Below are 24,499 nucleotides of genomic sequence, written 5' to 3'. Positions count from 1 at the left end.
CTGTTTACTCTGCCTCAGCTAATAGTTCGGCAATGATCAATCGCATAATAAGGTATCCGCTCGCAAAGCCCCAGGTCAAAAAATAAATCAATATCCCAGCGCATAAGATTATTGCCGGATCAGCAGTTGACAGTTTTTGCGGATGCAGCGTTATCCCATAGCCCATTTTGGTGGCCACCTTCAGCACAAAGCCGGGAATTTCTTTTAATTGAACAAGACCGGCACCGATGATCACCTTTGTCAACCAATCAGAAACCTGCGTCAAGTTGGTGTTTTCCTGAATAATCTTTCGTGTAAGGTTGTTGGCAGCCGGAGTGACAGTAGCAGCCAAAGGTTTTGCGTCGCCTTCTGCAACCGGGGAGGCAGGTGCAGGCGGTCCCTGCGGAACAATGGCACCTGCACTGGCATTTGTGTTTGAAGATACAATTTTGGGAACGCCAAAGATAAAACCAGCCAGGGCGCCTGCGATAAAAAACGCACCTGCCCATACCAATGCGGATCCAATGTGGATCGACTCATCACAAAGATGATAGATAAGAATAAATAACAACCCCAGGATAACGCCAACCATTACCCACAGGGTTGTCCAGAAATATTTTTGATAGCTGGGATTTTCCTGTTCCATATTGTCAACGAAGTTGCTAACTCAAATTTAAATTTATCGCATGTTAAAATCATACCGTGAAAACACCCTATTTTCAATAAAATATTTCAGTGCAGATAGACCGCGAGGTCATTCCTGATTTCGAGCATCAGCTTATCTAAGGCTTTTACGACTTCCACATCTTTCATATAAAACCGACTGTGGATCGTGGTGGCCTGGAATTCTTCCCTACCGATCGAAGAGCAATTAGCGGCGATTTGCCCGGCAAATGTTTCCAAGGGAATCTTGCCAAAAACCTTGCGCTCGTGCAAGAGCTTAAAGAAGAAAGCAATGGTTTCCACATTCCATTTGAACTCAAATTTGGAAACCAGTTGCTCGCGTTCGTAGGTTTCGACGAAGTCAATCTCTTCCCTGATCCATTTTATCAAGCGGGTGCTGACGGTGTTGGCCCGCAGGTCGAAGGGAACCATAGCGATCTGCGTGTCTTGCAATACCAGCTTTTCGCATTCGGCGAATTCGAGCAGGCGGTTTCGTTTGCCGGAAACGGCGGCGGTGCGTTTCTGGACGTATTTTTTGCAATAGATATAGAAGCGATCGTCGTTGAAGTCGCGGCCGATCAAAAGCGAGATCAAGGCCTCGGTTTTGCTGGCGCAATCGGCGTTGTCCCAATCCATGATGTCGAGCTTGGCCAGGTAGCCTTTGAACCAGGTGAAGTCACCCCAGCAGAGTTTCTGGGGCGGGCCGGTAAACCTATGGAAGGGAATGGCAGCGATTTCAATCAATTTCTCGTCGACCTTGTATTGTGCCATCAGTGTACGATGATGCGCCCACTTCTCCTCAACTGAAGTCTTTTGTATTTCAACGAATGCTTTGGGCAGTTTGAGGTTTGGCCTAATCTCGGAAGGAACCACCTGGCGAACGGCGGACATCAGATCGAGTAAAACCATGACGTCGGCGCTTACGCCACCGGCGTTATCGTATAAAATGTCGCAGATGTTCACGAGCCTGCTCAGGGTATTGAAATGGAAGGTATCGCGCTGCGTAAAGTTTTCAATGGAATTCAGGTTGTGGGTGATGGCCTTTTCGAGGCGGCCTGCTTCGACCACCAGGTGGTGGTTGGCTTTTTTATTTGCCGAATCGTTATGACCGGGGCTGGCCACGATCTCTTCAGCGATGCTTTTCAGGTATTCGGTATCTGTATTCATTAGTCCGGTTTTATAAGGTTTGATAAAATCTGCGCGCAATGCAAAACCGCCCCTTTATCGGATAATGATATGTATACCGGGAAGTTTCGGATTGGCCAGCGAGGTTATTAAACTAAAACACGGGCAATGCAAGTCCCGACAACTGAAGGTACTGGTATACCCGGGAAGCCAGGAACAAGCACGCCCGCGTTTTAGCGGGCATTGCACTTGTTCTCGACTTCCCATTAAAATTACCAGTTTTTCAGTTGTCAAGAAGATGTGAACGCTATGGGTTCTCTATATGTAAGTTTCGCCTGTCTGTTTCTTAATCGTATTTAAAGTGCAAATATATGTTAAAAAGCTTTTCCTTACTCAAGGGTTATAGCTTACCTGAAAAGCAGCAATGCTCCTTATTGCTGCTTTTATAAAGAACAGAGGGTAATGTTTATTGTTCAATTTCTGCCACATTCCGGACAAGCATTCCCTCCTGCCGAATGGCGCAAAGGATCTCAAGCAATGCCGGCCTCGTGCATCGGACCAAATAAGTCATTTGATAGCCGTATGCAAACTTTTCATAAAAGCAGCTATCAACCGAGCCTGGTTGACCTATATTGCACACTGCACCGAAAGAAGCACTGAAATCAGAGTCCATGATTACCAGCTTATAACGAATTACTTTCAGGGAATCAAGCCTGCCTTGTGTACAGCATTGCATACCGGTACAGAGCACGAGAAAGAAGCCTAATACAAGCTTCTTCGCGCAAGCCGTGATATTTACCTTCTGTTGCATCATTTTGCCATTTTCGTAACCAGTACCTGGCAGGTTTTTGCATACTCCTGGTTGGCCGGCTCCGCCGCAGCCGCAAGTTTTGCCCAACGGAGCGCCTCCCCCAGTTCCTGCTTGCTGTCGCTATAATTCGCGATCATCCCGGCATTCAAATTGAGCAGTTTAAAATCAGTTGCCAACTCGTAAGTGTTGGTGTAATGAACGATGCCCGCGCAGAATAAAGGCCAATCTTTATTGTAATAAAAATATATCCTGCCCTTTGTCACTACCCTATCGGCCGTGACCGGATCATATTTCGCGGCAATTTGTTTTTGCAAGGCAGTCCAATCGGGCGCATCATCTCCCGAACTTTCCCAAGCCGGAACAATGACCTGTTCTTTTACCAGGCTGTCCCGAACCCGAACGGCCGGATCATTCTCGGTCAACGACTTATTTGTCGTTTGCGCCCTTACCGTACAGCAAAGCGCGGCCATGGCCAATGTTATCGTCGCTTTTCTCATATTGTTTGATTTATTTGATTCTTATTATTTAACTATTCAGTCACCGGTATTACAAAGGAAAAGCTATCCTCCGACAGGCAGCGCTGATGTGTACATGCCTGGAAAATAACTGTGCCCTTAACCTCCTTTTGCCCGGGCGGTAAACTTACTTTCTGGACAAAATCCACTTTGCCTGCATATTCATAATTGGTAATACCCACCTCCTTCAAACGATATGTTTCCTTTTTGCCCTGTTCAAGCGGCTGCCCCAGGAGCGTCATACCCGGCCTTTTTTCCAGGGTGAGTTTCGTGGGGATCGCAATCGCATCTTTACTTTGCTTTTGCGCGTAAATGTGCCAGCCGGTATCGATCGTTGCACGAAGAAATACGGCATAGGTACCCGGGCTTAATTTTTTTATCGCGTAACTCCAGTGGACGGGGTGCTCAATTTGCGCCCACGATGGCGTTACATAAACCGCCATGAACAGTATTACCGACGCCGCTATCAATTTTAATTTTTTCATTTTTACCTTTTTATGAATATTATGCCATTAAACATATTCTATCGCTTAATCTCCAACATTACCACTGAAATCGGGGGTAAGCTGATCGTTGCTTTTGAGCCATCAAAATTGAAACCGCTGAAGCACTTTAGCCGAACTTTGTTCGGATTTTCGAACGTGTTGATGTCGGTAAATTTTGCCGAGGTAAGCACCTGCCCCGACATGTTATTTACCTTCCATCCTGTAAGGTCGAAAACGAAGGGAACAGCTTTATGGGGATCCAGGTTGACTAGGCTGATATGAATCGTATTATTTTTATCTACCGACGCGGAAGCACTGAGCGCATCCACCGTGTCTTTACCGAATGCATAGGACGGGCTTTTGAAGTTAAGTTTGATCAGACGAGCATCCTGGTGGACCTTGTATAAGTCGAAAACCCAGTAGGTAGGTGTCAACAACATTTGGTCTCCCTTGGTCAAGATGAGCGAATGGATGACATTGACTGTTTGCGCAAGGTTCGCGCCGCGTACGCGATCCGCATGGTTATTGAATATATTGAGCGTGGCGGCGGCTACTAGCGCATCGCGCATGGAGTTCTGCTGATACATGGCGTATTTCGGTGTGCCAGGTTCGACATCCGTCCAAACACCCCATTCATCAACCAGCAGAGCCACTTTCTTTTGCGGATCGTACTTATCCATGATGGCCGCATGTTTGGTTATAATTTCCTCCATGCGCAGGGCTTCTTTCAGCGTATGGCTATACTCAATTTCGGTAAATTTTGTGGCGGAGCCGCGCGGGTTCCATTTGCCGGTCGGAAAAGTATAATAGTGGAGAGAAAGGCCATACATTTCGCCTGCCGGAATCATTTTCATCATGACCTCCGTCCAGTGATAGTCATCGGCATTCGCGCCGCTAACGACCTTTTTAAGCGGCGCACCCGGATAATCCGGGCAAAAGGCCGCGAAATGGCGATAGAGTTGCGCATAATATTCCGGTGTCATGTTGCCACCGCAACCCCAGCTTTCGTTGCCGACTCCCCAGAGGTTCACCCGATATGGTTCCGGGTGCCCATTGGCTTTGCGCAGATCAGCAAGTGCACTTTTATCGTTAAAGTTGAGATATTCAATCCAGTCCTTCATTTCCTGCGGCGTACCTGTACCAACATTGCCGGCGATATAAGGTTCGCAGCCGATCTGCCTGCATAACTCCAAAAATTCAGCCGTGCCAAAACTATTATCCTCAGCTACCATGCCCCAGGTCGTATTTACCCGCTTTGGCCGGGCGGCTGTGCTGCCAATACCATCCCGCCAATGGTACTGGTCCGCAAAACAGCCGCCCGGCCAGCGCAGGTTGGGTACGTGGATTTTTTTTAATGCTATCATAACATCAGTTCGAATTTTCCCTTTGCGGTAAAAGCCGTCATAAATACTACGGCCCAAGTGCTCGGCGAACTGGCCGTAGATGTTTTTAGCGATGACATTATTTGTGTTGCTGGCAAATAATATCTGCACTTTTTCTTGGCTATAGCCTGAATTGAAAGATTGTGCCAATAAAATAAACAACAATACCTTGCCCATGTTAAATTAATAGAAAGTGAATAATTATTACGGCAGATTTAAGTCAAACCATTTAGAATTTATAAAGGTGGGGCATCTCTAATTACAAGTACTTTCATATCTTTTTGTCCCTCAACTAAGTCCAATTCATTTTTTTGCAAAGCCTTTTTAACATCGTTTAAGTCAGTCATGATGCAATCAAGTTTTATATCAATGTTTCCTTTAATGTTAGTTTCATCTATAAAAACTTTATCCTCATGATGAGCCCAAAGCATTCTGATTAGGTTTTGTATTGGGAAATTTTTTGCAGTAAATCCTGCATGTGGAATCATATTCATAAATGTAGTATCCCCTTTGGTCAGAAGTTTGACCCTTCCCTTTTCGGTTGCTGTAATTTTCCAATATTTCACTTTCCGCGTTTCAATTTCTACCTCATACGGAAAGATGTTTTTTAGGTCATTTTGCATCATAGCCATCACTTTTCTTTTATCAGTGATTCTAGGCGGATAGATCAGGCTGTAACAATATAAGTTTTTGTCGTGAGTAAAGTCAGGTTTAAAAGCGTCGGGGTTTTTGATTTCCAAAATTGGCCAGGATAAAAATTTACCATATAACGAGTCATCGAAATCCCCTCCTCCCCAATTACCATAGCCTAGATAGGCCATTCTATATAACGTGCTTAAGTCGATCCCAAGAAACTGAACTTTTCCCTTTATGACTTTCATACAATAATTCAAGTCGTCTTGGAGGTAATATTCCGGAATACTTTTATTCCATACGGAAAAAACGGACCTATACGTGAAGCTTGTGTCTGCTCCACCATTCCTATTAATTAAAAAAGGTTTGGTACCATCAAAAGAGTAATGATTTCCATCTTTTGCGGTCGTTTTTAATATTGAAGAATCAGGAAGTTTGTTGTTTATTAAATAATTATTTAGATCATTTTCATTTAACGAATTTTCCGTTCCTCTTACAACACCGTTTCCGTCTAAAATAATTTGGAAAGGTACGCTAACAATATTGTATTTTCTAAATAAGCTTGAATCGTACGCTACCGGAAGATTAAGATGCTCTTTCTCTCGAAATTTCTCAAACATGGGTTTAATCGATTTATTGGTAAACCCAATCAAAATAAACTGTACTTTATTTGCTAGTTTTTTATTTAAACGATTAATTTCTGGAAAGCTAGCTACGCAACTTGAACAAGTCGATGCAAAGAAATCTAAGACGGTCCAGTGACCTTTTAAGTCTTCTAAAGAAATATTTTTCTTCTTAAAATATTGCAAATCCTTGAGTATAAAATTAGGAAGTATGTCTCCAATTTTTATTGTATCCATTCGAGCCTTAGCAGTTTCGCCGGCCACGTTTAGCCACATAAGAAAACAGAGCGATAGACTAAATATTTTCTTTATCATACATATTCCTATGAGTTTATAAAATCGGCTAGCTTTTTGACAATCAATAACCTTGATTCTGTTTTAAATTAGGATCCTTCGTTATCTCAGCTTGAGGGAGAGGATATAATTGCGAAGATGAATTCCAATGTCCTCCTTTTAAGGAAGCAGCAGTTATCATCACCGCGTCGATACCCCCACTTCTTTTGAGGTCTATCCACCTGTGCCCCCACTCTGTAAAAAATTCAACTTCCCGCTCGTGATAAATTGCCGCTAATAAAGACGCTCTATCTAGCGATCCAGAATAATTAGATAATCCGGATCTGTTGCGGATGACATTAAGATCATTAACTGCGTTATTCTCTTCTAAGTTTACCCTGGCTTCCGCGCGAATTAGGAACTGCTCGGCTAAACGAAAAACCATAGAGTATTCAGTAACAGTCGATGAACTATAAACCTTGTATTTGTAAGGAAAATAATAAAGAGTTGAACCTGAAGGAAAGGCAGATATCCAATTTGCAAATCGACTATCGCCAGGTTCAAATGAATTAATAAGCTGGTCGCTAATGGTTGTGCAGTTATAAATATTATCCTGTGGAATTGAGTTTAAGATAAAATCTCTCCCTTCTACAGTATTTAAGGTATTATTTGGCAATGGTATCATTAATTGCCAAATAGCTTCCGTACTATTTGCTAGAAAAACATCATTCAAATCCGTATTTAAGCTAAAATCAAGGTTATTAATCAATGAAGTTGCCTGTATTTCTGCGTTCGCATAATCGTGCGTGAATAAATAGACTCTTGCTAAAAGTGCTGTAGCAACCCATCTGTTTGGTCTAACCTTTTCATCTGTAGTAGTGATACCGTCTGCACCAACATAATTAGTGTTTAGAAGCTTTTGAGCGTCAATTAAATCAGCGATTATTTGCGCATAAACCAACTCTTTGGGTGATCTTGTGGCCAACGAATTTATTTTGTAATTGGTACTTGTGACTAACGGTACATCACCAAAAAGATTAACTAAATAAAAGTGCCAAAAAGCTCTAATAAACTTAGACTCACCTATTAACTGTTGCTTTACTTGCGGGCTTACGCCAGTTGATTTTGATAAACCTTCAATAATGGCATTTGCCTGATAGATATAATTATAAATTGGGCTCCACAGGTTCACCAATTCAGAATTGGTAGAAATAAGGCTATTTGAATAGAATTGCCCTAAATCAGAACTGGTGGAATAATTTTTTAATTCATCAGATGATAGGCCGGTATATAGCGCCATTAAATATGGTAGGGATTCTTTTCCCTCCATTTGCGAGTATATCGCCGTCTGAGCAGCATTTGCCGTGCTATTATTATTAAACACACTAGTGGTAACTAACTGTGTAACAGGTGGACCTACTTCAACAAATTTTTTACAGGATGTCGAACAGACCAACGTAATAATTGTAATAACTATTATGCGATTAAAATTGCTTTCTCTATAAAGTTTCATGTCGTTTCTTTTAATGATAATTTAAAAAGTAATTTGTACCCCTGTAGTTATGAAGCGAAGCGGTGGAACCGCTAGGGATCGTACTTCGGGGTCTAATCCTATATACTTTGAAAAAGTGAAGAGATTTTCCGCTTGTAAAAACAACTTACAATTTTGTAAATGCATCTTTTGTTGCCAAGTCTGGGGAATCGAATATGATAGGGCCATATTTTTTAAGCGAATGAATGAAGCATCTACAATTTGATAATCACTTGCCCTTACCTTAGAATATGCGCTAGTTGCTGAAGAATTTGAAGTTGTAAATTTCTGCACCGACGTAACGTCGCCAGGTTTTTGCCAGCGAGATAATACTGTGATTGGTTGATTGCCTGCAGGGTTGTCAACTCCCCCATAAAAACCGGGTCGTGGGAAATTGTTTAAATAGCTCGAACCTGTTTGTTTGACAAACTGAAAAAATATATCGAGTTGGAAACCTTTATAACTGAAGCTGTTTTGAAATCCGCCGTAATACTTTTGAGCAATTTCCTTATTTCCTACAATGTCTGCTGGGTTAGTAATACGTCCATCCTTATTTACATCTTCGAAATTGTATAAGCCCGTTTGAGGGTCAACCGAAGTAAAATGATATAACTTTTTGATATACAGTGATTTACCTTCAACAAAAGTATTTGCGTAGCTTGAAGCAGCGAGATTTGGATAAGAAATTAATATATTTCGAGGTATTGTTAAATTAAAAGAACTCGTCCACCTGAAATTTTTTGTTTTCAGATTGGTTGAGTTTAATTCGATTTCTAATCCTGTATTCTGAATGATAGCCGGTAAATTTGCTTGTATGGAAGAAAATCCAGTAATGTCAGGAAGCGAGAAACCCACTAGTTGGTTACCAGTACGGTTTCTATAAAAGCTGATATTTAAAAATATGGCGTCCTTCAAAAATCCCAATTCCAACCCGGCTTCTATTTTCTTTACAATTTCCCATCCGAAAAATGGGTTAGAAATCTGTGTAGGGAATAAACCTGATTGGCCTAAATAGGTGGATGGATACGGAGAATAACTGCTCAAATATTGATAATCGGTTAATTGATCATTACCTGTTATTCCATAACTAGCCCTTATCTTTCCGAAGCTCAAAAATGGCAGAGCATTTTGAATAATTTTTTCATTTGAAAATATCCATGCGCCCCCGATTGCTCCAAAGTTTCCGAATTGGTTCGCATATCCAAAACGACTGCTTCCATCCCGTCTTCCTGTTAAGTTTAAAATGTATTTTTCATGCCAGTTATAACTGATTCGACCATAGAATGCGTTATATCTATAATGAGTATTCGAAAACGCCCCTATTCTTACAGAGCTTGCTGCAGCAACATTTTCAATTAAAGCATCATTGGGGAAGTCAGAGGCATATAACGACGAGGAACTCTGAACATTTTCTTGAAATGTTGTACCAACCAAAGCTTCGACCTTTCCACCGGCGATAACCATTTGATAATTAACTTGCGGTTCAATAATCCAGGTTTTCAAACTACTATTTGCAAGTCCAATGGATCTCAAAAACGAGAAACTGTCATAAATCGGTGAATATGAACTAATTGGGATGGTAATTGACTGATCCATTTGGCTTTTACTATACCCAAAATTGCTCTTGATAGTCAAGCCAGGGAAGATTTGATAATCCAAATTGAGATTTCCTATTACATTATCGGTATTTGCTCGCGCCTTTTGCCTTAAGATCGCTAACGGGTTAGTCCATGTGTCGTTTTGCCAATTTAAATCTCCATTAGGGCCATAAATTGATGGGGCGTCAGGTGGTAAAACTATTTCCGAAGTGATATCTGCCGTTGGTAAGTTACTGTTGTCATTCAAATAACTTGCAGAAACTCCGATATGAAATCTCTGATTTGAAGATACATGATTTAGATTGGCATGAAATGAACTTTTAGTATCTCCAAAATTACCGGGAAAAACCGTACTTTGATTGGTATATCCTCCTCCAATTAAGAATTGTGTAGTTTGACTCCCTCCGGAGATAGACCCTTGAAGATTGGTTAATTCAGCTGTTCCACCTATTAACAGGTTTTGCCAATCTGTATTGCGAGTGGTATCCCAAGAACCATTTATGTCATAATCATTTGGCCCAGGAATTTTTCCATCGTTTTTGAACGCCTCGCGTCGCATTTGTAAATACTGTTGAGTATTTAGTAAATCTAATCGACGGTCTACGCGCCCAACTCCGGTCGATAAATTCATATCAACTTTTGTCTTACCGGACATACCTCTTTTTGTATTTATGAGTATCACGCCGTTTGCCCCACGTGATCCATAAATTGCTGTAGCATCAGCATCCTTTAGGATTTCAATACTTTCAATATTTGATGAATCAAAATTGTTGAATGGACTCATAATCCCAACCGCTCCTCCTCCAAAATATGAACTCGTTAGACTTATCGAACTAAATGGTATTCCATCAATCACATAAAGTGGGTCGTTCCCGTTTGAGATACTGTTTTTTCCTCGAAGACTAATAGTTGATGATGCCCCAGGAAGACCTCCACCCGAGGTTATACTTAGCCCGGGCACTTTACCCTCCAATGCTAGGATAGGATCAGTCATTGGTCTATTAACAATATCCTTACCTTTTACCGTAGATACGTTTCCTGTGTTTAATTCTTGAGAAGTGTTGTAGTACCCTTTATTTATTACAACTTCTTTTAAATTATTTTCTGCCGTCTTTAGTTTTATCACTACACCAGTTGGAATATCACTTACAACAAACTCCTGCGGCTCAAACCCCACAAATGAAAAAACAATCATCGCTTTATTATCCGCCACCGACAGCGAAAACAGTCCTTTCGCATCCGTCACCACCCCATTTGCCGACCCTTTCTCCTTCACCGTCACCCCCGCCATTGGCTGTCCAGCCTCATCCACCACCTTCCCGGAAACGGTCACCGCCATATCCAGGGCTTTTTTTATCTTCTCGACTAGTGTCGGTTCTCTTTCCCGAATCACTACTGTCTTATTCTCAATCGTATAAGTGAGGTTCGTATTTTCCAGACATTTGTCCAACGCCTCCAGCAGCGGCGTATCCTTAAAATCAACATCCACCTGCACATTCCCCCGCACCTGGCTCACAGACCATACTATGCTATAGCCCGTCTGCTTATTAACCTCGTTAAACACCTGCTTCAAAGTCACGTTTTTCTGCACCAGCGTCAGGCGCTGTGCCAGTCCAGCGGCGCTTACCTGCATGAAAGCTGCAAAAAGTAGGAATGTGGTTAATCGCATAATCAGCAGGACCTGTTTGATGCGACCACGAGGGACGCATTTATTCTTTGTAAAATTTAAATTCATTTTCATCGGTTTGTGACAAACGCTTAGCGGCCGATGAGACCGTTGCCCTTGCGCAACTGCGCAAGAATGCCTAAGTTTGTTTGTCCGGTTAAGTAAAAATGGTTGTCACACAGTCGTTTGGCTTAAAGGATCACTGGTCAGGGATATTGCAAGTATTCCTGACCTTCCTTTTTTAACGGCTTTCTGTCCGGAGGACTGTAAGCTGCTTAAGCCATCCATTTCATTTTACGGTGATCTTTCTGCTGTTTTCATGTTCAAATTGCTTAGGGTTAGTAGTCAGGGTCTAAAAATTATTTCTTCATTACTGTGATTTTGCGGCCTTCGATCTTAAACTGCACCTGGTTCGTCAGTTCGAGCGCGCGCAATAGCTGCGATACGCTGGCATAGCGGGCGGTCACCCCGCCAAATGCCTCGGATTTGAGCGACTCATCCTGGTACACGACATCGACATTATACCAGCGTGCGGCCTGGCGCATGATCTCGTCGAGGCGCTGCTCGTCGAGGCGGAACTGGCCGTTCTTCCAGGCAATGGCGGATTGTGGGTCGACGGTGATGATCTTCGCCTCACCCCGGCTCTCTCCAAGGGAGAGGGAGTTTTTGATGATGGCCTGCTGGCCGGGTTGGAGCATCACCTCTCCTCCCGTCCTCTCCGAGGAAGAGGAACTTTTCGAGGTTAATTTGACCGCACCCTGCAAAACTGTTGTTTTAAAATCCGGTTCGTCGCTGTACGCCTTGACATCGAACGCTGTGCCAATATCTTCAATGGTTTTATTGCCGGCAATCACACGGAAGGGTTTCGCGGCGTTGTGAACTACCTCGAAGTAAGCCTCCCCTGTTACCTTAACGGTACGGTTAATTCCCTTGAAGTCGGCGGGGAATGTGAGCGAGGATTCGGCATTCAACCAGACCTTCGTGCCGTCGGCCAGTACCAGCGGATAAGGTGATTGCTCGCCGCGGGCGGTGGTTAGGGTGTTGGCCCACTCTAAATCTCCTCCGCTGGTAAGCGCAGAGACTTTTGAATTCTTATAAGTTATTGCATCGGCGCCGGCCTGAACAGTAGTTCTACCTTGTTGTGCCAGGACGCCTGAGAGGCCCTTGCGCAAAATGATCTTTTGGCCATTGGCGAGCGTCAGCGTCGCCTGTTCGTGGCCAGGGGCTATATCATTTTTGGAGTTTTGAGCAGTTAGTGGTGAGCGGTCAGTTTTATGCAATAAGAAATAGCCTCCGGCTGATAGCGCCAGGATGATCGAAGCAGCGGCGGCGATGCGGGGCCATAGGCGGCGGACAGGTTTACGAGCCGATTCAATTTCCGTATCGATTGCTGTGATTTCCTTATACATACGGGTCCAATCGATGGTTTCGACCGGCTGCCCGCCGCCTGTTTGCTCCCATAAAGCTTTCATGGGTGCGTCCAGTTCATCTTCGCCTGCCTCGCGAAGCAGGTTAACCAGCTCTTCCACCTCCTGCGGACTGCAATTATTGTCCAGGAATTTTTGAAATAAATGATGCATCCGTTGTAAGGGTGACATGTTTATTAAGCGTTAAGGAGAAGTTAAATCTTCTGCCTTTTAGCTAATGACACGCGGGGATGAGGGAAGGACTAATGGGGAGTGAAAAAAATTTTTGAGTTTATTTTGATTGTGATCAGCCAGGCTTACCTGCGGCGTTCCGTGGAGATCATCGGGACAAATCGTATCCTTTTTTCTGCCGACTATCCTTGCCAGTACCGGCCGGGACGGGATGCACGCAATTTTTTTGAAGCTACGGCGCTTAGTGAGGTCGACAAAAAAAAGGCCAGGGCTAAGCTTTCAACCCTGGCATCCAGGGCGTCATTTAATAAATAACAAACCATCAGACGAATGTCTAAGTTTGTAACGTTAAACCAATTAAAACATTATGAAGACTTGCAGCCGGATCTTTCAGGTTTTAGGGCTTTTGTTGTGCCTTTCATTCGAAACCCAAGCGCAGAATGATCCGTTACCGGTGCGGAATGATACAGCAATAAATATATCGTCCAGGATCATGCCGGAGAACAGAACGGTTTGGATCCATTTACCCGCGGATTACTATACGACCGACAATACCTACCCGGTGTTATACCTGCTGGACGGCGATAGTCATTTTGATTATGGCGCGCGGATGGCGGATTTCCTGGCGGGGCATGACCGCAACCGGATACCGGAAATGATCGTAGTGGGTATCGTCAATGTGGACCGGCAGCGTGATTTTTCACCCGATGCAGGTCGAAGCCGTTTTTCGCGTTACCTTGAAGAAGAGGTCGTCGCCTACGTGGACGCGCATTACCGTGTCCAGCCCTACCGAATCCTGGCGGCTCATTCGCTCGCCGGGCTCGTAGCGTTATCTACAAAGGAAACCAAGCCCGCACTTTTTTCCGCGACTATTTTGACCAGCCCGGTCACCAATCCTGAGCTGCTTCAACATATCGGGGCATGCTTTAGCGGCAGCCACCCGCATAACGGCCAAATGTTTGTTGGCATCGGTAATGAAAATACCGCAGCCGTGGACGCCCTGCTGAAAGAGCTTAAGCAACATGCACCTGCCTGGTTTAAGTATGCGCATGCGAACTACCCCGGCGAAAATCATTTCACGGTCCCGTATAAAACCTTGTTTGACGGCCTTAAATTTATTTACCGGGACTGGTTCATTGACTTTTACGGTAAACAGGTCCTCACCCAGCCCGGTTTGGTCAAGCATTTTGAAAAACTTTCGGCGGATTTTGGCTATACCATCACCCCTACAGAGGACTTTCTGAACAGTTGCGGTTATTACGAATTAGGCTTCAAAAGGTCCGGTAATGCCATCGCGATCTTCGCGGAGAATGCCCGGCGCCATCCAGGTTCCGCTAACGCCTATGACAGCCTGGGTGAAGCCTTTATGGCCGCAGGCAACAAGCCCGATGCAATCCGTAATTATAAAAGGTCCCTGGAACTAAACCCGCATAACGATAACGGCAAACAAATGCTGGAAAAACTGGAACATATCAAGCCTTAACCATGAGAAAAGTACTCTTCGCGATCAATATCAGCCTGGACGGCTGCTTTGATCATACCTTCGCGGCGCCCGATGCGGAACTGATGCGCTATTTTACCGAACTGATGCAGGAAACCGGCGTAATCGTCTACGGTCGCAAAACCTATGAGCTTATGGTACCCTTCTGGCCCGAGATGGCCAAAAGCAAAAACGGCAGCCCCGAAGATGTCGCCTTTGCCGAAGCGATGACGCCCATACCCAAAATTGTGTTGTCGCGCACCCTGGAAACCGCCGGGGCCCGGATCGTCCGGGAAGACCCCGAAGGTTTGCTCAAAGAACTTAAACAGCAAGCCGGCAAAATCATCGCTTTCAGCAGTACGAGCTTGCTGCCGCAAATGCTCAATGCGGGGCTGATCGATGAACTGCGTCTGGTGGTTCATCCGGTATTGGTCGGGGACGGTAAACACTTGTTTGAAGGTGTTAGCCTAAAAACCACTTTCAGCCTGAAAGCAACGAAAATCTTTCAGTCCGGCGTTATTGCTTTGCATTACCGGAAAAACGAATAACTCCGCCGAGCAAGGCGCAAGGGGCAAAGACCAGCAGGGTCGTCAGTTGCGTCCAGTGACTGCCGTCGGAAAATAACAACGACAAAACCGCGCCCAGGAATATAATGGCCGCAAGTACATAATTTAAGAAGAAGGATTTGCCAATGGCTTTGGTTACAAAGCCGGCCAGCAGGCTAAAGCATACGCCGTAAGCCAGCGTTTCCAGCATAAACGCTGCCGGCGCGGGTGCGTGCGGCTTGTAGCCCATCAGCGGGAACCAGATGCCCGCGCTGACGGCAAACACCAAATAACCTGCGATCACTGCTGAAATTTTCCGGATCATATCCAAAGATAATATTTTCCAGTTTCGGATACCCCGTTAGTTGCTGATGTTGTGCTCGATAATATACTTTTTCATACCTCAGATTACGCTTATTATGGTTTTAAAGGTGTTGAAAAAACAAGTCGGCGGGGATTTGGGGCGTTGCCATGTTCATAATACTCTTGACTTATATCCCCCTAAAATAGTCGCATTTGCACCTCACCTGAGGCTACATTCGTTCCGATCTTTGTATATACAATCATATCAAATATCGTCCAATGAAAAATAACAGCAATCCTGCTTTACATGCGTTAAAGCAATTGACCGGCACCTGGGAAATGGAAATATCCAACGCATCTTTCTTACCGGATAAAAATGCAATTATCAAGGCAAGCGCATCCTTTGAATGGTTTGAAGACGGTGAATTTTTAATTTTCCGGCAGGGCGGAAAAAATCAGGGAACGCCCTGGGCGATATGGTTGATTGGTCATGACAGAGACGCGCAACATTATACCGTCTTATATATGGATGATCAGCAATCTTCCCGGGTATATGAAATGAGTTTTGAAAATAGCCTCTGGAAACTATGGCGTAACGGACCGCAATTTATGCAACGCTTTACAGGCGAGCTCAACCAGGATCACACCATCATCTCGGGATGTTGGGAGAAGTCCGTCGATGGTCAAAACTGGGAGCACGACTTTCAACTCACTTATAAAAAAGCCTGATAGCATCAAAATGGCAATGGCAGACACGCGACATCAACGATCACTGAACTTCATCCTTTAACAACATAATTCCAATATCAAATAATAACTAACAAAAAACTGCACTTCAAAAGCGCTGGAGCATTATTTCAAATGTTTGTGCATTGCTGCATGAAACACACTACGATGTCTTTTTAGCTGATCAGACATCTTCGATTCGTTCATAATTTTACTGGCTCGTGCTGAATAGGAGAAGTAATTTGTACGTGACCTCGGATCTGACTTAGATTCAATCTTCTGAAAGCTGAAATAGCCTTTCTCATTTTTTCGTAACACCTTAAATTCCGGCTTCTTTTTCTCCCGCCTGAGGTCCGCATCGGAATATAATTTTTTTAATTGCCTTATATATATTGCAGGGTTGGCACCGCTGTAGTTTTGATTAGCTCTATGCGCATGTTTTCTAACGGCATAGATCATTCTCCGATAAAATTTAGCGACATTTGCGGACTTAATGAGTGTTTTATACCCATAAAATTCAAAACCTAAATAGGTCAAAGGCTTTCCTGGCACCTCTTCCTTATTTTTTTTGACCAACGTTGATGTAAGTCTATTAATCCGCGGACTGATTTGCTGATATTCGAACCGGAACTTTTCCGTCTTGCCGGGGCTAATTTCGATCTTACTTTTCTTTATTTCGGCGAGAATAAACTTTTCAATGACAGCAGCATCTTCCGGTTTACATATTATCATAATATCATCAGAATATCGGCGGTAGAATCCTTTATAAGTATCTACCACCACTTCCAAGACCTTTTTATCGAAGTTTAGCAAATACAGGTTGGCGAGGACTGCGCTGATGGGTAATCCCTGGGGTATGCCAACTGGCTGTCTTTTTTTAGTAAACGGATGTTTGTAGACCTTTAGCTTTTTTTGTTCCAAAGCACTTTTGAAATCCTCTACTGATGAAAAGAAAGCCTCTTTGCCGTAATGTTTTCTTATATCCGATAATTTAGCTTCATCGAAACCATTTCTCTTTCCGTACTTTCTAATACCGGTGCGCAATTCATCCCGTAAAATGTACCTGAAATCGGTGGCTGCCCTGAAAACGTTAAAGTCAGCCGGAAACAGCCTATTTACACCGCGCAAATCACACCAAGCTTCCTTCAATTGCTGATGATCTAATTCACTAAAAAAGCTTTTAATATCAAACATTAAAACCGCGCAGCTACTGCCCTGGCTCCTATGTTTAATCTCCTCAAAAGCTTCATAGGCGAAATGAATCGTGCTTTTACCGACCTCTTCCAAGTTTTCCCCGTCAGGGTCTTCTACCGGTATTTTGCGATATGCAATGACGCAGTCATTTAAGTTCTTATCAGCCGACAGCTGCTCTTCGTAAAGTTCTGAAAGCCGAGCAGCATAGCAACTAAAAATCAACGCGTCAATATGTGTAGCATAATGAAGCGGCCGGATTTTTTCAGAACGGAGGTGTTCGCCGTCCTTGATAAAAGAATGGGCGCGGCCCTCACCATTGGGTATCTTTTTGTATTTTCTTTCTTTGATCACCGCGTGAATTAGCGGAAAGAACGCATGTTTTGCAATGAAAGACGGATCATTCAACAGCGCGTACAACTCGAAGTAATTTTTGCGAATATTTATTTTGGGAGTGATATGTAAATAACCACGGCCCTTAAACCATTCCGGACGTTGATCAAATGGGGGGATCATAAAAAAGCCTTGTAGCGTGCGTAACGGGTTATTGGATAAACATAACTTCTCTTACGATGTAAGGCCAGTACCCAACGAATGAGTCACGTAATTTTTCAATGTGATACACGTATTGATATATAACTTAACAACAACTGGAATGTCATTGCTTATTAACATATTTATCCGTATATTAGTGATATGCTGTATCAGCGTTATCGAGCATCACATAGTTACTTCACTGGTTCAATTGCTCGCGCGAGCAGTTGAATGTATGAAGGCTATTATGGCTCAACTAACCGGTATACATGGCAATCGCTTACCTGTTACCCTATTTCAGATAATCAGTCAATCCCCCGGTGAATAGCATATTAAATATACATCCGGAAAATTTTATAGCCTAACTAAATGTCGTATCCCCCTTCACGCTACAAGGCTAACAAATATAACAATGTTATTGCAATATTTTGTTAGGTTTATGCATGGAATCTAAAGTTTTTAGCATTGGCGATATTGTCGCACTGAATTCACATCCGTACCTCTCAGAAAACACTTCAGTAATCATCAGCGGTGATCATTTGGCATTATCTCCATTGATGGTCGTGATTGAAATTTCAAAATCCAGTTATAAAATTGATAACGTCAAACATGAGACATATAAATATGACTGCCTGTGGTTCTCGACAAAATCTTATAAGTTTGAAATATCCGAAATTTATGAAGATCAACTAAAACTAATTCAAAAAACGTCAGCAGCAGATATTGAGGTGCTCGAAAGGGGAACGAGATTAAATTTGAAAACTGTCCCACTGGAGATGGGCAAAAAAAAATCTATACTGAGTTATGACGACAGTTCAGGAAGCGGCAACGCAAATACAACTATAAATGCGTTATTGTCTTTCCTGCCGCCAGTACTCCAATTTGTTAGTCTTGAGCCATATACGACTAAACACCCATTAAAAAACAAAGAAAGTATCATCAGGGAAATTCCTATCTCGGCAGTGAGAGTAACTTATTTTGACCCGGCGAACCATAGCGTTAGCGAACATGTTTTACCTATGGAAGCACTCACTCTGATAGAAAAAATCCCTGACAAGCGGCTTTCCAGTCTTCAAAAAATTATTGAACGATCAGGTTATATCAAAATAGGCATACCAGGCAACACAACGCTCGTCAAGCCGAAAAGTATAGCTTACAGGGGCGGCTACTATTTTTTGCGGGGGTTTGACTATCTCTCAAACAGGATTGAAGAATTTGAATTAAATTCGTCCACCAAGATCAAAAATATAGCAAAGCCAGTTGCCATTGAAGCACCCAAATTTGACATCCTAAACGACCCAAATTCCGCGACATCTTCATTTATTATGAAAGAGATAACTGATCTGATCAATGGCGCGATTAATGAACGTTGTTATTTACGCATCAACTATTTAAATCGAAATGACCAACTAACGTATAGGACTGTTAAAAAGATGCTGTTGGTTACCGTAAAGGAAAATAAGGAAGAGGTTACCTATATGATCGCCGATTGTCTTTTACGCATGGATAAAAGAACATTCAGGGTAGACCGAATCCAAAGTGCCCAGCTTTTAAATTTAAACTATAAAGCCTGATAATTTTTGTATTAACGCTATGCGCGATATCGGTTAGCGTTCGAGGGAATTTTAGCACCTGCCGTTATAAAAGCATTAAAAACGAAATTAATTATTCAAAGGAAGTTAACTCGCGAGCTTTAGTGAGAGAACTTAGCCCACTTTATGACAACATATATGCGGTTAGTAGTAATGCCGCTCCCCCATTTTTTTGGAGGTAAGCGCGGATATGTTTCAGCGCTTCCACCATGTGATTCTTAACCGTATTTTTTGAGAGATTGAGGCGCGAGGCAATTTCCTCATGGTTGAGCCCCTCCACCCTGCTTAATTCATATACTTTACGGCGCTGAGGAGACAAATTGTTCAGCGCCTGGTTAACCATCACATCATAATCGTTGGCTATGATGCGGTCGTCTATATTGTTCTGTTCGGGCTGCATGGAGCCTTTCAGCTCAATTAACAGGCGCATATCGTGAGCAGCCTTTCGTAAATGATTGAGCGCCCTATTCCTGGCGATAGTGTAGATATAAGCGTCGAGATTATCGACATGGTTCAGCAAGTCGCGGCATAGCCATATTTTGATCAGTATCTCCTGAGTGAGTTCCTCAGCAACTTCACCGGACTTTACGATCACCACCACATAGCGGTATATCCTGTCCTTATAGGTCCGGAAGATATCATCAAAATTATCCCTGACTACATACATTGGCCGAACCGGTTGCTCTGTTAACATAAATTTACTCCTTAAAGCCATGATACAGAAAATTACGCCCCACTATAAAACAGCTAAAACGCCCCCCGGATGCGGGGGCGTTCGCATTAATTAACTAAATCTCATTTTTCGCAAAATGAAAAAACTAAAAAGAACAAAGAGTTGCCGCCCATCCAACCTCCTTACTCTTATCGGAGGGTATTTTTTTCGCGCCTGATTTAACCAGGCGTTATATAGCTTATTTATGTTATTCTAATTTGTCAATGCGCGATTGACCATCAGAGCTGCCAATCCACCGCTTAGCTTCCCCTTTAACCGAGGTTATTCACCATCCTCTACTCTTTTTTCATCCTTGTCTTCGATTTTTTTCACTTTGGGACTGGAGGGAAGAAGGCCCTCCAATTCATCACGTCCCCTGATCCGGTTACGCACCATGATAAAAATGACGGTGACTAACAGGGCGAAAACTATGCCCATCCCGATGAAAAAATAATCGTCCAAATCAATGCATTTATTAAAATCTTAAACCATTGCCGCCAGCATACCGCGGCATTATTCTGTTGAACCTAATTACCCTGCCTAAAGAGTCATTTCAGTGCCTCATAGGACTAATGCCAGGTTAAATTTTTATTAGCCGGGCGCAGCAGCCGGCAGTATTGTTATTCCTGCAAAATACCAGGCACCAGCCGGCCATCCGGCGTCCTGAACTCAACGCCCAGCAGGGCAGCGACCAGGGGAGCGATATCCGTCACCCTTAATTCTTTGATATGTCCCTTTTTTACAATTCCCGCACCCGACGCGATGAAACCGGTATACATTTCAAGTGTGTTGGGATCATAGCCATGATGCCCTCCATGGTAGGAAAAAAAGACACCTTCCAGGGGATTATTTTGTATGGTAGTTCCAGGTCCCTGGCCAGTCATCTTTGACGGCGATACCGATCCGCTAAAAACGATTCCGGGGTTAGCAGCCAATGCCAGTAATGCCGCTGAATCGGCACCCATCCGATCCAGCTCACTGCGGTCTATGATGCGGAACAGCCGCCGACGGTCAGGCGGAAGTTTGTTCAGGGCTTCGGTTACCGATCTGACGATAGCGGCGTTTTGCCTTGTGCCCGCGTCAAGCTTGCGATATAAAAATGCTGATCCCCCGGCGGCAGTAAAACCGGCGGGAACATCGCTAATCAGGATGTTCGGACGGAACACCGTGTGGATGGTACTGAAGCCATGATCGCCCACTATGATGACCGCGGTACTATCTTTCGAGGGGCTGTGCCGAACAGTCTCCAGAATATCCCCAACCGCTCTGTCCACCGCTGCCACAGCCAGGCGGACGCTGTCGGCGTCCCTGCCGAATTCATGTTGGGCGCCGTCCACTTCCGCGAAATGCACGGTTAACAGGGCAGGGTGATACGTTTTAAAGATGTAGGCCGCCATTCTTGCAGAATTGGCATCCATGCTGAACCGGTCCTCATTCATGTTATTGCTGTCGAGCCTGCCGGTCGTATTCTTTTCGATCTCATCTATGAGTCCGGGAGTAGCGTATTTACGCGATTCAGTAATACGATCCGGATATTTATCAGACCATATCTCAGGGATATTCCAGGTGATCCCAGCCCCAACGCTAACCGGCCATTCGATCGCTGCGGTAGTTAGCATATGAGCATTAAGTACCTGCCAGAGCGTCGGCACCCGGACATCTTTCATAAACCAATTCCACTCGCCATGGCCATTCTTTGGCTGGTTAAAATATATACCTGACCTTGCCGGAAGGGCGCCTGTGAGCATAGCCGTGTGTGCCGGGTAGGTGAAACTGGGAAACACGCTGAGCATGTGCTCTGCATAAGTTCCGCTCTTCTTCAGAGCGCGCAGATTCGGAGCCGGCCAAATGCTATCGAGGTACATTTCCGGCCGGAGGCCATCTATCGAGATCAGTACCACATGCTTCGCCTTCTGTGAAAAAGCAAATTCACCTAACAGGGAACAAAACAGAATTAATAAACTTGCCTTTTTCATCGCTTCCCAGTTTTCAATGCCTTCCCGGTGTTCCATAGGCGGTTAATCTGGTTGTCGCAGTAAATCAGGTGATACCTGGTCGCCTGGTCCTTCACCAGCGGAATATTTTTCCGGATCATTTTTTGAATATCCAACAATTGCCCGATCTGCATTTCCGAAACGTCGTTGCTGTAAAGCGGAGTAAAGCCAGAAATAGGCAACTGGATCAGACCTGACCATGCTTTTCGGTCATCGGCCAAAAAGGCAACTGTTTCTTTCAGGTACGTTTCCTGCTGGTTTCTGCGAAACGGCGCGATCGCTTCCTTGCTGTAAAGTTCGGTCCAGACATCCTTTTTGATATCCTCCAACAATTCCAGGGCAGTATAAGTTTTCACGTTAAAGCTTAGTTGATTCCTCGCATAGAGACAACCCAACTTGAATGAACTTGAAAGTAATTCTCCTAAGATATTATGATTCAGCTCGCCCAAAATACCGGAAGCCGTCTGACCTGTGCGGGCAAGAATGGTGGTATCCAGTAACCACGTTGGCTGTTTGAACTGCTGCTCACTCAAAAATTGCATTGCTTTCTTCTGATAGGCATACGAAACAGGCCTATAAACATTCCTGTTTTCGCCGGGGAGGCTTATGGTTTCATAAGTCCCGCCAATAAAATCGGTTACAAACTTGACATAGTCGAAATACTTGTTTCTAACCAGGTCATAGTTTTGGCTCAGCAACTCATAACCGCGACCGCTTTGTCTGGTCCATTGGTCAAGCTGCGGCAACATGCGTTTTAAGCTTGCAATCCCGTATCGGCTTGATTTTATAACGTCATCGCCCAGACTATTTGCCTGTGACCTTGGATCCAAAGACTCTTCGGATCCATACCACAGCCGTTTATCTTTTAACCGCTCTGTTGCATATTTTTGAAGATAAATCGCCTCATCTTCAGGGCTTTGGAATTGAGGCAACCATTTGTAACCCCATTCGATTGCCCACTTGTCATAAGCTCCTATCCTCGCAATCAGGTCATTTTCGGGAATGTCGTCTTCAGGCTGAGCGACGTAGTTAAAGCGGGCATAATCCATCACCGATGGACACAGGCCGTTATTATGCAGCCATTTTTTATTTCGAAGGCTGTCTGTAGGAACTGTCGAGCTTGCACCCATATTGTGCCTTAAGCCCAGCGCGTGACCTATTTCGTGACTGATCGCATAGCGAATGAGTTTACCCATCAGCGTGTCCGGGAAGACAGCATTCCTGGCAAGAGGATCAACGGCGGCGCAGGACACCATGTACTGATCATGGATAAGCTGGATGATGTTATGGTACCAGCTGACATGGCTTTCCAAAATTTCACCTGTGCGGGGATCTGAAATGCTGTATCCGGCCGCATTTTTGGTATCGGACGCTTTATAGATGATCGCTGAATGCCGGGCATCATACAAATTCCATTCGGGATCTTCCTCTTTGGTGGGAGCAACTTTTCCGACGATCGCATTCTTAAACCCGGCCTTTTCAAAAGCCTGATTCCAGTCATTTACCCCTTGTATCAGGTAGGGCACCCATTGTTTAGGCGTGGCAGGATCAATGTAGAAAACGATCTGCTTTTCAGGCTCAACGAGTTGACCGCGGTTATATTTCTCCACATCCTCCTGCCTGGGTCTGAGGTTCCAGCGATGAATATAGGCGCGCTCCTTTATACCATTTCTGTTAGCATCGTAATCCCGCTGCGCTGAAGCGAAATACCCTACCCTCATATCCTCGAAGCGCTGCCTCATTGGCTGATCCGGCAGTTCGATAATTGAGGTATTCAGTTCAAAAGTGGTGCTGCTGTTAATGGTAAAACCATCTGCCTTACGTGCAAAACCGTAAGTTTTGACCGCTAGTATTTCGACGTTTTTGGTAAAACTGGATATTTCGCTGATATAACTCTTATCCTTTTCAAGCGATGTCAGGTTAACTTTATTCTTCTGATATCCGTCCAGAGAGAATAACTGATTATCCGATCCGATAAAATCCGTAACATCGATCAGTACCGACTGCAATTCGATATGATAAGCAACTATGGGAAATGCCTCGATAATCGGCATCAGGTTAGTCCTTACCACCGCCTGATGCATCAGAGCGGTGGTGTCAGCCGCGTAATCAATGAATAATGCTTTGCGAAGAAACAACTTATCGTGCGGGCCTTTTTCAAAACGCACTACCGTCCTGGTAATCTCATCCCCCGGATAATCGGGTATATTGGCAGCTCCTTTGGATATACGGGTAACCCATAACATATCCTTATTCAATGAAGCAGGCACCAGCTCGAAGTAATACCGATCTCCTACCCGGATCACATTGATGAGCCCCTTTTGAATGACAGCATTTTCGGTAACCACTTTGCCATAAGGTTTTACCTGACTTACTTTTTCCAGGGAATCCTTTTCCCCTTTGCTATGTTTCCCGATCTCTTTTTTTTCATTCTGAACGGCAAAGACAGTGGCCGCTGTGAAAATAATCACAGCCATGATGATGATCTTTTTCATTAAGTTTTTTTGTTGAACAGGTAAGCCATACTGCTTAACTATCCG

Annotated in this window: 20 protein-coding genes; 5 read left to right on the top strand and 15 right to left on the bottom strand. The window is 44.0% G+C overall.

Features of this window, described 5'->3' with window-relative positions; translation table 11 throughout:
- Nucleotides 1-4: 4 nt before the first annotated feature.
- The 9 genes from ACEN82_RS04285 to ACEN82_RS04245 form a co-directional block, all read right to left on the bottom strand.
- Nucleotides 5-625: a hypothetical protein gene (locus tag ACEN82_RS04285; RefSeq protein ID WP_413317940.1), complete on the bottom strand. Its 621-nt coding sequence runs from the start codon at nt 623-625 to the stop codon at nt 5-7.
- Between the two features lie 86 nt (nt 626-711).
- Nucleotides 712-1,809 (bottom strand): hypothetical protein, encoded by a 1,098-nt coding sequence (locus ACEN82_RS04280; protein WP_413317938.1) that lies wholly within the window; start codon nt 1,807-1,809, stop codon nt 712-714.
- Between the two features lie 768 nt (nt 1,810-2,577).
- On the bottom strand, nt 2,578-3,075 hold the full coding sequence (locus ACEN82_RS04275; protein ID WP_413317936.1) for a hypothetical protein: 498 nt from the start codon (nt 3,073-3,075) through the stop codon (nt 2,578-2,580).
- A 32-nt stretch (nt 3,076-3,107) separates the two neighbouring features.
- Entirely contained in the window at nt 3,108-3,578 is a 471-nt protein-coding gene (locus tag ACEN82_RS04270) for a protein-disulfide reductase DsbD domain-containing protein (protein ID WP_413317934.1), read from the bottom strand.
- 38 nt (nt 3,579-3,616) lie between these two features.
- The gene (locus ACEN82_RS04265) at nt 3,617-5,137 is read right to left on the bottom strand and encodes an alpha-N-arabinofuranosidase (RefSeq protein WP_413317932.1); all 1,521 of its coding nucleotides are present in this window, start codon (nt 5,135-5,137) and stop codon (nt 3,617-3,619) included.
- A 59-nt stretch (nt 5,138-5,196) separates the two neighbouring features.
- On the bottom strand, nt 5,197-6,531 hold the full coding sequence (locus ACEN82_RS04260) for a TlpA family protein disulfide reductase (protein ID WP_413317930.1): 1,335 nt from the start codon (nt 6,529-6,531) through the stop codon (nt 5,197-5,199).
- A gap of 43 nt (nt 6,532-6,574) precedes the next feature.
- Entirely contained in the window at nt 6,575-8,002 is a 1,428-nt protein-coding gene (locus tag ACEN82_RS04255) for a RagB/SusD family nutrient uptake outer membrane protein (RefSeq protein ID WP_413317928.1), read from the bottom strand.
- Between the two features lie 21 nt (nt 8,003-8,023).
- Nucleotides 8,024-11,359, bottom strand: a complete 3,336-nt coding sequence (locus tag ACEN82_RS04250) for a SusC/RagA family TonB-linked outer membrane protein (RefSeq protein ID WP_495644071.1) — start codon at nt 11,357-11,359, stop codon at nt 8,024-8,026.
- A 284-nt stretch (nt 11,360-11,643) separates the two neighbouring features.
- Nucleotides 11,644-12,882, bottom strand: coding sequence for a FecR family protein (locus ACEN82_RS04245; protein ID WP_413317924.1), 1,239 nt, complete (start codon nt 12,880-12,882; stop codon nt 11,644-11,646).
- Between the two features lie 81 nt (nt 12,883-12,963).
- Here ACEN82_RS04245 and ACEN82_RS04240 point away from each other — a divergent pair, with 81 nt between their 5' ends.
- From ACEN82_RS04240 to ACEN82_RS04230, 3 genes are read left to right on the top strand one after another with little or no spacing between them, the layout of a single operon-like run.
- Nucleotides 12,964-13,197 carry an amidohydrolase family protein gene (locus ACEN82_RS04240; protein ID WP_413317922.1) on the top strand — a complete coding sequence of 78 codons (234 nt, stop codon included), beginning with the start codon at nt 12,964-12,966 and terminating at the stop codon, nt 13,195-13,197.
- A gap of 52 nt (nt 13,198-13,249) precedes the next feature.
- Nucleotides 13,250-14,365 (top strand): alpha/beta hydrolase-fold protein, encoded by a 1,116-nt coding sequence (locus ACEN82_RS04235; protein ID WP_413317920.1) that lies wholly within the window; start codon nt 13,250-13,252, stop codon nt 14,363-14,365.
- Nucleotides 14,366-14,367: 2 nt separating this feature from the next.
- Nucleotides 14,368-14,910, top strand: coding sequence for a dihydrofolate reductase family protein (locus ACEN82_RS04230; protein WP_413317918.1), 543 nt, complete (start codon nt 14,368-14,370; stop codon nt 14,908-14,910).
- Here ACEN82_RS04230 and ACEN82_RS04225 read toward each other — a convergent pair.
- Nucleotides 14,879-15,232, bottom strand: a complete 354-nt coding sequence (locus ACEN82_RS04225; RefSeq protein WP_413317916.1) for a hypothetical protein — start codon at nt 15,230-15,232, stop codon at nt 14,879-14,881. The genes ACEN82_RS04230 and ACEN82_RS04225 overlap by 32 nt on opposite strands.
- Nucleotides 15,233-15,489: 257 nt before the next feature.
- On the opposite strand from ACEN82_RS04225, the gene ACEN82_RS04220 reads away from it, so the two are divergent.
- Nucleotides 15,490-15,939: a DUF1579 family protein gene (locus tag ACEN82_RS04220; protein WP_413317914.1), complete on the top strand. Its 450-nt coding sequence runs from the start codon at nt 15,490-15,492 to the stop codon at nt 15,937-15,939.
- A 123-nt stretch (nt 15,940-16,062) separates the two neighbouring features.
- Here ACEN82_RS04220 and ACEN82_RS04215 read toward each other — a convergent pair whose 3' ends face one another.
- Nucleotides 16,063-17,643 (bottom strand): reverse transcriptase domain-containing protein, encoded by a 1,581-nt coding sequence (locus ACEN82_RS04215; RefSeq protein ID WP_413317912.1) that lies wholly within the window; start codon nt 17,641-17,643, stop codon nt 16,063-16,065.
- 461 nt (nt 17,644-18,104) lie between these two features.
- On the opposite strand from ACEN82_RS04215, the gene ACEN82_RS04210 reads away from it, so the two are divergent.
- Nucleotides 18,105-19,235, top strand: a complete 1,131-nt coding sequence (locus ACEN82_RS04210) for a WYL domain-containing protein (protein WP_413317910.1) — start codon at nt 18,105-18,107, stop codon at nt 19,233-19,235.
- A 142-nt stretch (nt 19,236-19,377) separates the two neighbouring features.
- On the opposite strand, the gene ACEN82_RS04205 is transcribed toward ACEN82_RS04210, so the two are convergent.
- The 4 genes from ACEN82_RS04205 to ACEN82_RS04190 form a co-directional block, all read right to left on the bottom strand.
- Nucleotides 19,378-19,947: an RNA polymerase sigma-70 factor gene (locus ACEN82_RS04205; RefSeq protein ID WP_413317908.1), complete on the bottom strand. Its 570-nt coding sequence runs from the start codon at nt 19,945-19,947 to the stop codon at nt 19,378-19,380.
- A gap of 300 nt (nt 19,948-20,247) precedes the next feature.
- Nucleotides 20,248-20,427: a hypothetical protein gene (locus tag ACEN82_RS04200; RefSeq protein ID WP_413317906.1), complete on the bottom strand. Its 180-nt coding sequence runs from the start codon at nt 20,425-20,427 to the stop codon at nt 20,248-20,250.
- 158 nt (nt 20,428-20,585) lie between these two features.
- Entirely contained in the window at nt 20,586-21,977 is a 1,392-nt protein-coding gene (locus tag ACEN82_RS04195) for an alkaline phosphatase family protein (RefSeq protein ID WP_413317904.1), read from the bottom strand.
- Nucleotides 21,938-24,454 carry a zinc-dependent metalloprotease gene (locus ACEN82_RS04190; protein ID WP_413317902.1) on the bottom strand — a complete coding sequence of 839 codons (2,517 nt, stop codon included), beginning with the start codon at nt 24,452-24,454 and terminating at the stop codon, nt 21,938-21,940. Before ACEN82_RS04190 ends, ACEN82_RS04195 begins: the two co-directional genes overlap by 40 nt.
- Between the last annotated feature and the right edge of the window lie 45 nt (nt 24,455-24,499).

This window comes from Mucilaginibacter sp. Mucisp73, assembly GCF_059491465.1.
This window is presented reverse-complemented; position numbering and strand designations above follow the sequence as displayed.